The organism is Candidatus Methylomirabilota bacterium (genome assembly GCA_035260325.1).
GTDB lineage: Bacteria > Methylomirabilota > Methylomirabilia > Rokubacteriales > CSP1-6 > AR19.
Window position 1 is genome coordinate 1 of the sequence record DATFVL010000068.1, and the last position, 12,829, is coordinate 12,829.

Consider the following 12,829-nt stretch of genomic DNA (forward strand, 5'->3'; position numbering starts at 1 on the left):
GCCGCTCGAGCTCGTGCGTGTTCCGCACGGCGATCGCGGCCTGGGAGGAGAAGAGCGCCAGCAGCTCGAGGTCGTCCTCGGTCGGCTCGACGCGCGTCGGCGTCTCGATCACCAGGGCGCCCGCCGGCCCGCGCCGCACCACGAGCGGCGCGGCCACGATCATCCCCGCCTCGGCGTCGCCCTCGGCGGGCGGCTGGCTGATGGGTGCGCCCTTCTCCATCGCGAGGCTCGCCGCCGCCTCGAGCCGGCGCCATGACGGCGGCGCCGTGCCGGCGCTCGCCATCGGCACGAGGCGCCCGTGCTCCAGCTGGAACACGACGCAGCGCTCGGCCTCGGTGGCCTCGACCGTCGCCTGCGCCACCGCGTCCAGCACGCGCTCCATCACGCCGGAGGACGCGAGCGTCTGGCCCACGGTCAGGAGCCGCTCGCGGTCGCGCGCCCACCGGCGCGTCGCCAGCGCGCGCTCGATCTTCGAGCGGAGCTCGTCGCGCGCGAACGGCTTGGTGAGGTAGTCGAAGGCACCGCGCTGGACCGCCTCGACCGCGTTCTCGATCGTGCCGTGCGCCGTCATGATGAGCACCGGCATCCGCGGCTGCCGCTCGCGGAGCGCCTCCATGAGCTCGACGCCGTCCATCGGCTGCATCCGGAGGTCGACGAGCGCCAGGTCGAAGCGCTGGCCCTGGGTGACCTCCAGCACCCGGCGCGGATCGTCGAGCGCGGTGACGTCGAAGTTCATCGCCTGGAGGCGCATCTCGAGCACGTCGAGGATGCCGCGGTCGTCGTCCACCACGAGCACGCGCCGTTTCATTTCGTGTTGCGCTTCTCCAGACGCAGGTCGATCTCCTTGAGGCGCTCGAGGTCCTCGCGGACCCTGGCGAGCTCCTGCCGGAGCCGCGCGATCTCGGCGCGCGTCGAGACGACCGCGGCGGCCGTCTCGCGGCTCATCCGCGCGCGCCCCGCCGCCGAGTCGCCGGCGTGGGCGGCGAGGAACTTGTCGTACGCGGCGACGGCCGCCTCGTAGTTGCCCTGCTCCGCGAGCCGGTCGGCCTTCGCGAGCATCATCGCCGACGGGCGCGCGAACGGCCCCGACGCGCAGGCCGGAAGCGCGAGCAGCAGCGGCAGGACGAGCCAGGCGCGTCTCATCCGCGGGGCAGGAGCACGCTGAAGCGGCTCCCCTTGCCTTCCTGTGATTCGACCGTCACGCGGCCGCCGTGGGCGAGGGCCACGCCCCGGACGATCGCGAGCCCGAGGCCCGTGCCGCCGCGGTCGCGGTGGGCCTGGCGGTACGAGTCGAAGATGTGCGGGAGCTCGGCGGCCGGGATCCCGACGCCCGTGTCCTCGACCTGGAGCTCGAGCTCGGGGCCCGCGTCCACGAGGCGCACGACGACGCGGCCGCCGGCGGGGGTGAAGCGGATGGCGTTGCCGGCGAGGTTGACGACGACCTGGAGCAGGCGCCCCTCGTCGCCGCTGCAGCGGAAGTCCGCGCCGACCAGCTCGCGCTCGAGGACGACGCCCGCGGCCTCGGCGCTCGGGTGGAGCTCCTCGACGGCGCGCCCGAGGAGCCGGTCGAGATCGAGCGTGGTCCGCTCGAGGGGCACGAGCCCCGCGCGGAGCCGCGAGATCTCGAGGATCTGGTTGACGAGCTGCAGCAGCCGGTCCGTGCTCCCGCCGATGATCTCGACGAGGCGCGCCTGCTTCTCGGTGAGCGGGCCGGGGAAGCCCTCGCGCAGGAGGTCGGCGGCGCCGCGGATCGAGGTGAGCGGCGAGCGCAGCTCGTGCGAGAGCGTCGCGAAGAACTCCTCCCTGGTCTCCGCCATCTGGCGGAGCTGGGCGGCCATCGAGTTGAACGAGCGCGCGAGCTGCCCGATCTCGTCGTTGCTCTCCACCGGCAGCGGCTCGCGGAAGGAGCCCGCGGCGACCCGGGCGGTCGCCTCCGAGAGCGTCTCGAGCGAGCGCGTCATCCCGTAGGCCACGAGCCCGCTCGCGAAGAGCGCCAGGCCCACGGCCGCGCCGAGGGCGACCAGCACCGCCGTCCACGTCCGCACCTCGAGCTGCGCGGCCTCGGCCTGCGCGGCGAGCCCGCGGGCGTGGGTCGCGTCCATCAACTCGTCGAGGCGCGCCTCGACCCGGCCCGAGAAGACCAGCGCGTCGGTCTCGGCGAGCCGCATCGCGCCCGCGCGGTCGCGCCGCGCGACGCGACGCTGCTCCTCGGTGACGACGCGCCGGTAGTCCGCGAAGGCGGCGAGCGCCTCCTGGAGGCGGGCCGCCTCCGTCGCGCTCGTCGCGTACTCGGTGAGCCGCCCGAGGTCGCGGGCCATCCGCGCCGCCCGCTCGTTCCAGAGCGCCGCGTAGCGCCGGTCGCGGAGGACGAGCGCGCGCGCCTCGAGCCGCGTGAGCGCCGCGATCGCCTCGCGCGCGCCCGCGGCCAGGCGGAGCGCGGGCACCGTGAGCGTGGTGATCTCGCGGTTGACCGAGACGAGGCGATCCACGGCGCGAAGGCTGAGCACGCCGACGCCGGCGAGCACGACGATGACGAGCGTGGCGGTCAGGAAGATTTTCGAGGCGAGCCGCATGCGTTCCTTCTTCTCCTACCGCCCGGGCGGAGCGGCGGGCGCGGTCGCCGGCGGGGTCGCCGGAGCCAACTGGGTCGCGACGAGTTTGGCAATGAGCCGCTGCCGATCGTCGACGACCTTCACCTCGACGACCAGCGTGTTTCGTCCACGATGAACGATCTCGGCCTCGGCTGTCAAGCTTCCCCGGTCGGTGTTGCGGAGCAGGTTCGCCGAGAGCTGCAGGGTCAGCGGGAAGAGCTCCGGCCGGAGCTCCGCCGACGGGTTCGTCGCCCACATCGCCGCCGCCGTCGCGGTCTCGTCCGCGAACGCCACGATCGCCCCGGCGTGGAAGCGGCCGGTGAGCTGGGTGAGCTCGCGCTTCCAGTCGAGCCGGGCGACGGCGCGGCCCTCGCCGACGGAGACGAAGCGCGTGCCGTGCGCCTCGAGCATCGTGCCGCGGCTCCACTCGGTGTTGAGCCGCTCCACGAATTGCGCCGCCGTGATCATCCGGTCACCTCCCGCGGAACTCGTGATAGACGTTGCGACCGCGCGTCTCGCGCAGCGTGAAGCTCACGAGCGCCGCGGCGAGCGCGAGCGCCGCGCACGCCGCGAACGCGGACGCGTACGCCTCTACAGGGTACACGCGCGAGCCCCCCGAGAGGGCGCCGGCCCAGCGGGCGTCGAGCACCGCGCCGATCGGCCCCTGCGTGAGCGCGGCGCCGAGGAAGCCGCCGAGGTTCACGACGGCGACCGCGATGCCGGCCAGGTGCGGCGGGTTCACCTCCCGGCCGATCGGCCACGTGAGGACGAACGCGCCGCCGACCGCGCCCATCGCGAGGAAGAGCGCCCCGAGACCGCCGAGCGGCAGCCGGCCGAGCGTCGCGACGAAGATGGTCCAGAGGGCGACGCTCGCCCAGGCGAGCGCGACGAACGGCAGCTTCCGGCGGCGCAGCACACGGTCGGACAGGAAGCCGGTCAGCGGCGCCGAGACGAGCAGGGGCAGCGTCGGCGCCGCGGCATAGAACGCCGCGCGCTCGGCGGAGAGGCCATAGACGTCGCGGAGGCAGGGCACGACCCAGAGCGACAGGTTGCCGAAGGCCGAGTACAGGCAGAAGAACGCGAGGAACGGCGGCCACGTGTGGCGGTTGCCCAGCACGGCGCCGCCGCCCGCGAGGACCGCGCGGAGGCCGGGCGCGGGCGGCGCGCCGCCGCCGGGCGCGCCGGGGCGGTCGCGGACCACCGCGAAGCAGAGCGCGGAGGCCGCGAGCGTGACGGTGCCGACCACGGCGAGAGCGCCGCGCCAGCCGGCGACGGCGACGAGCGCCGCGAGCGGCGCCGTCGCGACCAGCGCGCCGGCGATCCCGACCGTCGCGGTGACGGCGGACAGGAAGCCGAACCGCGTGGGCGGAAACCACGTGGCCGCGATCTTCAGCGCGCCGACGAAGGTCACCGCCGCGCCGAGGCCGACCGCGAACCGGCCGGCGAAGAGCGCGCGCGGCGCCGGCGCCAGGCCCATCGCCATGGTCCCGAGCCCCATGACGGCGCCGCCGGCCGCGACGACGCGGCGGACGCCGAACGCGTCGACGAGCAGCCCCGAGGGAATCATGAGCGCGGCGTACGCGTAGAAGTACGTCGCGGCCAGCAGCCCGACGATCACGCCCGTGACGCCGAACTCCTGCATGAGGTCCTTCGCGATGATGCCGGGCGCGGCGCGGTGGAAGAACGCGATCAGGAACAGGAGCGCGGGCACCGACCACATCGCCCAGGCCCGCCCGGAGAATTGCATACGGCTTAGTGATACCATAGGCGCCGTCGCGTTCGAGGCGCCCCCTTTTCTCGGAGGACGATCGTGGAGTTCGGAGTCTCGCTTCCCGGCCGCGGCCCGCTCGGCACGCCCGACATCCTGCTGCGGATGGCGACGAAGGCCGACGCGCTCCGCTACGACTCCGTGTTCGTCACCGATCACGTCGTCCTCCCCGTGTCGATGGCGCGCTCGGTCTACCCCTACTCGCCGACGGGGCGGTTCACGGGCGGCGCCGCGCAGGACTACCTCGAGCCGTTCGCGCTGCTGGGCTGGCTCGCCCACGCGACGCGGCGTGTCCGCCTCGGCACGAGCGTCCTCGTCGTCCCGTACCGCAACCCGCTCGTCACGGCCAAGATGCTCGCGACGCTCGACCGCCTCTCGCGCGGGCGCGTGATCCTCGGCGCGGGCGTGGGCTGGCTCCGCGAGGAGTTCGAGGCCCTCGCGGCGCCGCCGTTCGAGGCGCGCGGCGCCGTCACGGACGAGTATCTCCGCCTCATGCGCGCGACGTGGACCAGCGACCCGGTGAGCTTCGCGGGCACGTACTACCGGGTCCGCGACGTCCACGCCCTGCCGAAGCCCGCCCAGAAGGGCGGCGTCCCGATCTGGATCGGCGGCCACACCGACGGCGCGCTCAAGCGCGCCGGCACCCTCGGCGACGGCTGGCACCCGATCGTGCTCCGGCCCCCGGCGCTGCTCCTGCCCGACCAGTACGCGGCGAAGGCGAAGCAGGTGCACGCGTGGGCCCAGCGCGCGGGGCGCGACCCGAAGGCGGTCACGCTGACGCTGCGCTGTCCGATGGAGGTGCGCTCGGCACGGCAGAAGGCGGCGGCCGGCGACCGGCCGCTCTTCCAAGGCACCGCGGCGGAGGTCGCGGGCGACGTGCAGGCCTACGCGGCGCACGGCGTCTCCCACTTCGTCTTCGACCCGACCCACCAGGAGCCCGCCAAGGTCCTCGCCAACCTGGAGCGCTTCGCCGACGAGGTGAGGCCGAAGCTCAAGAGGGCCCGCGCGTGATCTCTCACGCCGAGGCGTGCCGGCTCATCGAGACGCCGCCCGCGGCGCTCGACGAGCTCCTCGCGCGCGCCGCCGAGGTGCGCGACCGGGGCCGCGGGCGGACGGTGACGTTCTCGGCGAAGGTCTTCGTGCCGCTCACCACGCTCTGCCGCGACTACTGCGGCTACTGCACGTTCCGCCGCGACCCGGGCGAGCCCGGCGCGCGGACCCTGACGCCGGACGAGGTCGTCGCGCTGGCGCAGGCCGGGGGCCGGCTCGGCGCGAAGGAGGCGCTCTTCTCCCTCGGCGACCGGCCCGAGGCCGCCTTCGCCGAGCATCGCGAGTTCCTCCGGCGCCACGGCCACCGCTCGACGCTCGGCTACCTCCGCGCCGTCTGCGCGCGCGTGCTCGCCGAGACGCCCCTCCTCCCCCACGCGAACCCCGGCGTGATGGGCGAGCGCGACCTCTCGGCGCTCCGCGAGGTCAACGTGAGCATGGGGCTCATGCTCGAGACCGTGTCCGAGCGCCTCCTCGGGCGCGGGATGGCCCACGACCGGGCGCCGGACAAGGTGCCGGCGCGGCGCCTCAGGACGATCGCGCTCGCGGGCAAGCTCGCGATCCCGTTCACCACGGGCCTCCTCATCGGGATCGGCGAGACGCCGCGCGAGCGCGTCGACACGCTCGTCGCCATCCGTGACCTGCACGAGCGGTACGGCCACGTCCAGGAGGTCATCGTCCAGAACTTTCGCGCGAAGCCGCGGATCCCGATGCGGGACCACCCCGAGCCGTCGCTCCCCGACATGCTGCGCACCCTCGCCGTCGCGCGGCTCGTGCTCGGCCCCGACGTCAACATCCAGGCGCCACCGAACCTCTCGCCGGGCGACTACGCGCGGCTCCTCGCGGCGGGCCTCAACGACTGGGGCGGCATCTCGCCGCTGACGCTCGATCACATCAACCCCGAGAAGCCGTGGCCGCTCATCCCGGAGCTCCGTCGCGCGACCGACGGCGCGGGCTTCGTCCTCCGCGAGCGCCTCGCGATCTACCCCGAGTACGCGCGGCGCGCGGAGTTCCTCGACGAGGCCCTGCGCCCGCGGGTCGCCGCGCTCGTGGACGGCCACGGCCTGGTGAAGGAAGCGTATGAGCACTGGCGACGCTGGTAAGCTCTCTCCGGCCCTCGACTGGGCGTCGCGCGGCGTGCGCGACGCCCTCGCCCGCGCGCTCGACGGGCACGAAGTCTCCACGGACGAGGCGCGCGCGCTCGCCCACGCCACGGGGCGCGACCTCGGCGCGCTCACGCTGGTCGCCGACGAGCTGCGGCGCCGGCAGGTCGGCGACGTCGTCACCTTCGTCGTCAACCGAAACGTCAACTTCACGAACGTCTGCATCAAGCACTGCGGCTTCTGCGCCTTCAGCCGCGACCACCGTGAGGAGGAGGGCTACCTCCTGCCGGTCCCCGAGGTCGTGCGCCGGGCGCGCGAGGCGTGGGAGCTCGGCGCCACCGAGGTGTGCATCCAGGCCGGGCTCCCGCCCAAGCTCGACGGCCGCTACTACATCGAGCTCGCGCGGGCGCTCAAGGCGGCGCTGCCCTCGCTGCACCTCCACGCCTTCTCCCCCGAGGAGGTGCTGTACGGCTCGGTGAGGTCGGGGATGCCGATCAAGGACTATTTGAGGGAGTTGAAAAACGCGGGCCTGGGAACACTGCCAGGAACCTCGGCCGAAATACTCGACCAGGAGATCCGCGATACCATATCGCGGGGCCGGATCACCGTGGACCAGTGGGTCGAGGTGATCACGACGGCGCACGCGCTCGGCATCCGCACGACCTCCACGATCATGTACGGCCACGTGGAGACGCCCGACCACTGGGTCCGCCACATGGACCTGCTGCGCTCGATCCAGCACGACACCGGCGGCTTCACGGAGTTCGTCCCGCTCTCGCTGATCCACTCGGAGGCGCCGATGCACGCGAAGGGTCTCGTGCCCGGCGTGCGCCCGGGCGCCACCGGCGTCGAGGTCGTGCGGATGCACGCGCTCGCGCGCGTCATGCTCGGCCCGAGCATCCGCAACATCCAGTGCTCGTGGGTCAAGGAGGGGCCGAAGCTCGCTCAGATCCTCCTCGACGCCGGGGCCAACGACATGGGCGGCACGCTCATCAACGAGTCCATCTCGACCTCGGCCGGCGCGACCCACGGCCAGCTCGTCGGGCCGGCCGAGCTCTGCCGCCTGATCCGCGACGCCGGGCGAGTGCCGGCGCAGCGCGACACCCTCTACGGGATCGTGCGTACCTATGGCGACGGGGAAATCCCCGACTCGCCGCTCGACCGCATCGAGGACGCCGAGACGCGCTTCGGCTCGTACCGGAAGCTGATCGCCTCGGGCGAGTTCCGCTTCACGCGCGGGTAGCCGAGCGCGGAGCCCTGTGGTATTAATTCACTTCGCGTCCAATCACACACGTTTCAGACGAGGAGGCCGCCCGTGGCGAAGACGATGACGAAGACCGCGACCCTTGCCGCCCTTGCGGAGAAGACCCAGTTCTCCAAGAAGCAGATCGAGGGCATCCTGGACGAGACGCTGCAGCTCGCGTGCAGGGAGGCGAAGAAGAGCGGCCAGTTCGTCCTCCCGGGCTTCGGCAAGCTCGTGCTGGCGAACCGCAAGGCGCGCATCGGGCGGAACCCGCAGACGGGCGAGCCCATCAAGATCCCCGCGAAGCGCGTCTGCAAGTTCCGTCTCGCCAAGAGCCTGAAGGACGCGGTGCTTGGCAAGAAGTAGACCGCGGGCGAGACTCCCGGAGGATTCTTCCCGCACGGGGACCGGCGCCGCCCCCTCGCTCTCCGCGGCGACCGTCCCCCGGGTCTGGCAGGGCATCGGCTACCGTCCGCTGCCCGACCCCGCGCAGGCCCGGCCGCTCTTCGACTACGCCGCCCTCCCGTGGCCCGCGCGCGACGTCGCGTTCGCCTGGGGCGCCGCCGACGGCGGCGACCGGCTGATCGGCGCAGCCGTCGTGGAGCGGAGCGGCACCGCCGCCATGCTCGACGGGCCCGTCATCGTGGCCGGCGACGACCCGCTCGAGGTCGCCGCTCAGCTCGTCGCCGCCGTCCTCGACCACGCCACCGCCGCCGGCGTCCGGACCGTCTACGCGCGTCCCCAGGGCCTCGATCGCGTCTGGGTCCGCTTCGGCTTCATCCCGGTGCCCGAGAGCACGCTGCCGGCGGGTCTCGCCGGCCGCCCGGGCGCCGGCCTCTTCGCGTGGCGCGGCGGCAGCGCGCTCTGGACGCTCCGCGAAGAGCCCGCGGGCGTCTAGGCATGCGCGTCGTCGCGATCGCCGGGGGGACCGGCGCCGCCAAGCTCCTGCGGGGCCTCGCGGCCCTGCCAGACGCCCGCGACCTGACCGTCGTCGGCAACACGGGCGACGACACCGAGATCTGGGGCCTCCACGTCTCGCCGGACCTCGACACGGTGACGTACGCGCTCGCCGGCCGGCTCGACACCGGGCGCGGCTGGGGGCTCGCCGGCGAGACGTTCCGCTGTCTCGAGGCGATGGGCGACCTGGGCGCCGAGACGTGGTTCAACCTCGGCGACCGCGACCTCGCCACGCACATCGCCCGCACGCGCGCCCTCCGCGCGGGGGCGCCGCTGTCGGCCGTCACCGCCGAGCTCGCGCGCCGCCTGGGCGTCGCGGCGCGCGTCCTGCCGATGAGCGACGACCCGGTGCGCACGCGCGTCCGCACGCCCGACGGGTGGCTGTCCTTCCAGGAGTACTTCGTGCGCGAGAAGGCGCAGGTCCAGGTGCTGGACGTCGAGTACGCCGGCGCCGGCGCGGCGCGCCCCGCGCCCGGCGTCCTCGAGGCGATCCGCGACGCCGAGCGCGTCGTGGTCTGCCCGTCGAACCCCGTCACCTCCGTCGGTCCCGTGCTCGCCGTGCCCGGCCTCACCGACGCCCTCGCGGCGACGCGCGCCCGCGTCGTCGCCGTGAGCCCCATCGTGGGCGGCGCGGCCGTGAGCGGCCCGGCCGGCGAGCTGATGCGCGCCCGCGGGCTCGCGGTCTCACCCCTCGGCGTCGCGGGCGCCTACGCGCCCTGGCTCGACGCGCTCGTCCTCGACCGGCGCGACGCGGCGTGCGCCGGGGAGCTGGCGAAGCTCGGCGTGCGCGCGGTGCCCGGCGACATCCTCATGACCGACGGCCAGCGCGAGGTCGCCCTCGCGCGCGTGGTCCTCGCGGCATGAATCCCCGGGGCGTCACCGTCTGCGCCGTGCCGGTGAAGGACCTCGCGAACGCCAAGCAGCGTCTGGTGCCGGCGCTCGGCCCGGCGGAGCGCCGCGCGCTGGCGGGGGCGATGCTGCGCGACGTGCTCGCCGCCCTCGCCGGCTCCGGGCTCGACGCGGTCTGGGTGGTCACGCGCGACCCCGAGGTGTTCGCGATCGCGCGCGGCCTGCGCGTGGAGGCGCTCGCACCGGCGGAGGAGGAGAACTCGAGCCACACCGCCGCGGTCGCGTTCGCCCAGGCCGAGGCCGCGCGCCGCGGCGCGCGCGCGTTCCTCACCGTCCCCGGCGACGTGCCGGCCGCGACGCCCGCGGAGATCCGCGCGCTGGCGGGCGCCGCCGGACCCGGCGCACCCGCCTTCGTCCCCTCGCGCTCCGGGCACGGCACGAACGGCGTCGCCCTGGCGCCGCCCGCCGCGATGCCACTCAAGTTCGGCGAGCCGTCGTTCGAGAACCACCTCAGCGCGGCGCGCGCGGGCGGGCTCGAGCCGCGCGTGCTCCGGCTCCGCGGCCTCGGGCTCGACGTGGACGCGCCGGAGGACCTCGCGGCGCTCGTCCGCGAGGCGCCCGACACGGAGAGCGCGCGCCTCGTCCGCGCGTGGTCGCGCCCGTGACCCCGCCGCCGCGCTACGAGGTGATCGGCGTCACGGGCATCCCCGAGGTCCGGCCAGGCGATGACCTCGCACGCCTCATCGTCGAGGCCGCGGGACGCCAGGCGACGCCGCTCGCCGCGGGCGACCTCCTCGTCGTCGGGCAGAAGATCGTCTCGAAGGCCGAGGGCCGGCTGGTCCGCCTCGCCGACGTGACGCCGTCGGCCGTCGCCCAGTCCATGGCCGCGGGCCTCGCGCGCGACGCCCGGCTCGTCGAGGTGATCCTCCGCGAGTCGCGGCGGGTGGTGCGCATGGACCAGGGCGTGCTCATCACCGAGACGCACCACGGCTGGGTCTGCGCGAACGCGGGTGTCGACCAGTCGAACGTGGACGCCGAGTGCGTGGCGCTCCTGCCCGAGGACCCCGACGGCTCGGCGCGCGCCCTGCGCGAGGCGATCCGCGCGCGCGGGGGGCCGGACGTGCTCGTGATCGTCGCCGACACCTTCGGCCGCCCCTGGCGCGAAGGCCTCACCAACGTCGCGATCGGCCTCGCCGGCTTCGCGCCGCTCAGGAGCTATCTCGGCGAGCGCGACCCCGCCGGCCGCCCGCTCCAGGCGACGATCCTGGCGCTCGCCGACGAGCTCGCAGCGGCGGCCGAGCCCGTGATGGGCAAGCTCGACCGGATCCCGGTCGCGATCGTCCGCGGCCTCCGGCTGACGCCCGCCGAGGAGGGCTCGAAGCCCCTCCTGCGCGACCCCGCCCGGGACCTGTTCCGGTGAAAATAGCGATCCTCGGCGGCACCGGGAACGAGGGCGCCGGGCTCGGCGCGCGCTGGGCGCTCGCGGGCCACGCGATCGTCATCGGCTCCCGCGACCCCGAGCGCGCGAAAACGAAGGCGGCCGAGCTGCGCGAGCTGACGCGGAAGATGCCGATCATGGGCGAGTCGAACGCCGAGGCCGCGCGCCTCGGCGGGGTCGTCGTGATCGCGCTGCCCGCGGCGGGGCTCGCGGCCACGCTCCCCGAGGTCCGGGAGGCCTGCCGCGGCAAGGTCGTGGTGAGCACGGTCGTGCCGCTCACCTTCGGCGGCCCCCGCCTCTTCACGCCGCCGCCGGCGGGCTCGGCCGCGGAGGAAGCTCAGGCGCTCCTGCCCGAGGCGAAGGTCGTGGCCGCGTTCCACCACATCGCCGCCCACGAGCTCGCGGAGACGGACCACCCGATCGACTGCGATCTGCTCCTCTGCGGCGCCGACGCGGGCGCCAAGGACACCGTCGCCGAGCTCGGGCACTCGCTCGGCCTGCGCCCGATCGACGTGGGCCCCCTCACGAACGCCGGGCCGATCGAGGCGATCACGGCCGTCCTCGCGACCATCAACCGCCGCTACAAGGTCAAGAACGCCGGCATCAAGATCACCGGGCTCTGAGGCGCCCGCGGCGCCTCACGCCGCGCGCGAGATCGCGAGCCCGAGGTAGACGATCACCACCGCGAGCAGGAGCACGAGGTGGCCGAGCCACGCGATCGCGCGGAGCACGGGCGCCGGTTCCTCGCCGGCCGCGAGTGCCTTGGCGAGCCGCGGGACCAGCGCGAAGTCGCGCTGGCCCGCGAGGGCCACCGCCACGAGGACGAGAACGAACTTCACCGCCAGCGTGAGGGCGACGCCGCTCGCCATGACACGCTCGAGCGGGCCGAGCCGCGTGACGTTGTAGAACCCCGTCAGCACGACGAGCGCGATCGCCGTCCACGCGACCCGCCGGCCACGGGCCGCGGCGTCGGCGAAGGGCCGGGCGGCGCCGCGGCGCGCCGCCGGCAGGAGCACGTGCGACTCGTACATGAGCCCGCCGACCCACACGACGGCGGCGAGCACATGGAGCCAGAGGACGAGGAGGTTCAGGGTCACGGCCGGCCGTCCGTGAGGGCCGTGACTGCGGCGTCCACGTCGGCGAAGCTCGGGAACAGGAGGTCGGGCGCGCACGCGGCGAGCTCGCCGGCGGGGTACTGCCCCGTCGCCACCGCGACGGCCACCGCGCCGCACGCGCGCGCGCAGTCCACGTCGTGCGGCGTGTCACCGATGATCGTGAGGCGGTCGAAGCCGAAGGCGTGACCGGTGAGCCGCTGCGCGCGCTCGCGGGCGATCAGCGGCAGGCGCCGGCGATCGATGTCGTCCGAGCCGAAGGCCCCGACGCGGAAGTGCGGCAGGAGTCCCGTGGCCCCGAGCTTCAGGCGCGCGCCGGGCTCGATGTTGCCGGTGACGAGGCCGACCACGGCGTCGGACCGCTCGGCGAGCGCGGCCACGAGCGTGGCGACCCCCGGCAGCACCTGGACGACGCTCCCGTCGCCCAGGAGCGCCGCGAGCTCCTCGACGTAGACCGCGAAGCACTCGGCGACGCGCGCCTCGATCGTCGCGCGCGGCACCCCCGCGGCGCCCAGGACGTCGTGGACGATCCGCGGGTCGGTCTTGCCGCGGAGGTCGTAGCGGTCGATCTCCCCGGCCGTGCCGAACACGCGCGCGAGTGCTGCCTTGAAGGCGGCGCGGCCGAGACCCCGGGCCGAGATGAGCGTGCCGTCGACGTCGAAGAGGAAGAGGCGCACCCTATCGCGGGGCGAGCTGGCGGAGCCGCGCGACCACGGCGGGG

General features: G+C 74.6%; 16 protein-coding genes. 9 read left to right on the forward strand and 7 right to left on the reverse strand.

Going from position 1 to position 12,829, the window contains the following annotated elements; all coding sequences use genetic code 11:
- From VKG64_04985 to VKG64_05005, 5 genes are all read right to left on the reverse strand, one after another.
- The coding region (locus VKG64_04985) for a response regulator (protein ID HKB24392.1) at nucleotides 1-808 on the reverse strand (808 nt) is incomplete at its 3' end.
- Complete coding sequence (locus tag VKG64_04990) at nucleotides 805-1,143, reverse strand: hypothetical protein (GenBank protein ID HKB24393.1); 339 nt, start codon at nucleotides 1,141-1,143, stop codon at nucleotides 805-807. The genes VKG64_04990 and VKG64_04985, both read right to left, overlap by 4 nt.
- Nucleotides 1,140-2,573 carry a HAMP domain-containing sensor histidine kinase gene (locus VKG64_04995; protein HKB24394.1) on the reverse strand — a complete coding sequence of 478 codons (1,434 nt, stop codon included), beginning with the start codon at nucleotides 2,571-2,573 and terminating at the stop codon, nucleotides 1,140-1,142. Before VKG64_04995 ends, VKG64_04990 begins: the two co-directional genes overlap by 4 nt.
- A 15-nt stretch (nucleotides 2,574-2,588) precedes the next feature.
- Complete coding sequence (locus VKG64_05000; GenBank protein ID HKB24395.1) at nucleotides 2,589-3,059, reverse strand: PaaI family thioesterase; 471 nt, start codon at nucleotides 3,057-3,059, stop codon at nucleotides 2,589-2,591.
- Nucleotides 3,060-3,063: 4 nt separating this feature from the next.
- Nucleotides 3,064-4,338 carry an MFS transporter gene (locus VKG64_05005; protein ID HKB24396.1) on the reverse strand — a complete coding sequence of 425 codons (1,275 nt, stop codon included), beginning with the start codon at nucleotides 4,336-4,338 and terminating at the stop codon, nucleotides 3,064-3,066.
- 63 nt (nucleotides 4,339-4,401) lie between these two features.
- Here VKG64_05005 and VKG64_05010 point away from each other — a divergent pair, with 63 nt between their 5' ends.
- The 9 genes from VKG64_05010 (at nucleotide 4,402) to npdG (ending at nucleotide 11,619) form a co-directional block, all read left to right on the forward strand.
- Nucleotides 4,402-5,370, forward strand: a complete 969-nt coding sequence (locus tag VKG64_05010) for an LLM class F420-dependent oxidoreductase (protein HKB24397.1) — start codon at nucleotides 4,402-4,404, stop codon at nucleotides 5,368-5,370.
- A complete protein-coding gene (cofG, locus tag VKG64_05015) occupies nucleotides 5,367-6,509 on the forward strand; it encodes a 7,8-didemethyl-8-hydroxy-5-deazariboflavin synthase CofG (protein ID HKB24398.1) in 1,143 nt (380 codons plus the stop codon). Before VKG64_05010 ends, cofG begins: the two co-directional genes overlap by 4 nt.
- The gene (cofH, locus tag VKG64_05020; protein HKB24399.1) at nucleotides 6,487-7,752 is read left to right on the forward strand and encodes a 5-amino-6-(D-ribitylamino)uracil--L-tyrosine 4-hydroxyphenyl transferase CofH; all 1,266 of its coding nucleotides are present in this window, start codon (nucleotides 6,487-6,489) and stop codon (nucleotides 7,750-7,752) included. The genes cofG and cofH overlap by 23 nt, the downstream gene beginning before the upstream one ends.
- A gap of 72 nt (nucleotides 7,753-7,824) precedes the next feature.
- Nucleotides 7,825-8,118: an HU family DNA-binding protein gene (locus tag VKG64_05025; protein ID HKB24400.1), complete on the forward strand. Its 294-nt coding sequence runs from the start codon at nucleotides 7,825-7,827 to the stop codon at nucleotides 8,116-8,118.
- Nucleotides 8,105-8,650 (forward strand): hypothetical protein, encoded by a 546-nt coding sequence (locus VKG64_05030; GenBank protein ID HKB24401.1) that lies wholly within the window; start codon nucleotides 8,105-8,107, stop codon nucleotides 8,648-8,650. The genes VKG64_05025 and VKG64_05030 overlap by 14 nt, the downstream gene beginning before the upstream one ends.
- Before the next feature lie 2 nt (nucleotides 8,651-8,652).
- A complete protein-coding gene (gene cofD, locus VKG64_05035; GenBank protein ID HKB24402.1) occupies nucleotides 8,653-9,573 on the forward strand; it encodes a 2-phospho-L-lactate transferase in 921 nt (306 codons plus the stop codon).
- Nucleotides 9,570-10,223: a 2-phospho-L-lactate guanylyltransferase gene (gene cofC, locus VKG64_05040; GenBank protein ID HKB24403.1), complete on the forward strand. Its 654-nt coding sequence runs from the start codon at nucleotides 9,570-9,572 to the stop codon at nucleotides 10,221-10,223. The genes cofD and cofC overlap by 4 nt, the downstream gene beginning before the upstream one ends.
- The gene (gene cofE / locus VKG64_05045; GenBank protein ID HKB24404.1) at nucleotides 10,208-10,978 is read left to right on the forward strand and encodes a coenzyme F420-0:L-glutamate ligase; all 771 of its coding nucleotides are present in this window, start codon (nucleotides 10,208-10,210) and stop codon (nucleotides 10,976-10,978) included. Before cofC ends, cofE begins: the two co-directional genes overlap by 16 nt.
- Complete coding sequence (gene npdG / locus VKG64_05050) at nucleotides 10,975-11,619, forward strand: NADPH-dependent F420 reductase (GenBank protein HKB24405.1); 645 nt, start codon at nucleotides 10,975-10,977, stop codon at nucleotides 11,617-11,619. The genes cofE and npdG overlap by 4 nt, the downstream gene beginning before the upstream one ends.
- A 15-nt stretch (nucleotides 11,620-11,634) precedes the next feature.
- Here npdG and VKG64_05055 read toward each other — a convergent pair whose 3' ends face one another.
- Both VKG64_05055 and VKG64_05060 read right to left on the reverse strand, forming a co-directional pair.
- On the reverse strand, nucleotides 11,635-12,093 hold the full coding sequence (locus VKG64_05055; GenBank protein ID HKB24406.1) for a CopD family protein: 459 nt from the start codon (nucleotides 12,091-12,093) through the stop codon (nucleotides 11,635-11,637).
- Nucleotides 12,090-12,829 (reverse strand): haloacid dehalogenase-like hydrolase (locus VKG64_05060; protein ID HKB24407.1); only part of this gene is annotated, 740 nt, incomplete at its 5' end. The genes VKG64_05060 and VKG64_05055, both read right to left, overlap by 4 nt.

Bases quoted from the DNA above. Each gene is read 5' to 3' on its own strand.
- VKG64_04990 (HKB24393.1), bottom strand. From the start codon at position 1,143: ATGAGACGCGCCTGGCTCGTCCTGCCGCTGCTGCTCGCGCTTCCGGCC.
- VKG64_04995 (HKB24394.1), bottom strand. From the start codon at position 2,573: ATGCGGCTCGCCTCGAAAATCTTCCTGACCGCCACGCTCGTCATCGTC.
- VKG64_05000 (HKB24395.1), bottom strand. From the start codon at position 3,059: ATGATCACGGCGGCGCAATTCGTGGAGCGGCTCAACACCGAGTGGAGC.
- VKG64_05005 (HKB24396.1), bottom strand. From the start codon at position 4,338: ATGCAATTCTCCGGGCGGGCCTGGGCGATGTGGTCGGTGCCCGCGCTC.
- cofH (HKB24399.1), top strand. From the start codon at position 6,487: ATGAGCACTGGCGACGCTGGTAAGCTCTCTCCGGCCCTCGACTGGGCG.
- cofD (HKB24402.1), top strand. From the start codon at position 8,653: ATGCGCGTCGTCGCGATCGCCGGGGGGACCGGCGCCGCCAAGCTCCTG.
- cofC (HKB24403.1), top strand. From the start codon at position 9,570: ATGAATCCCCGGGGCGTCACCGTCTGCGCCGTGCCGGTGAAGGACCTC.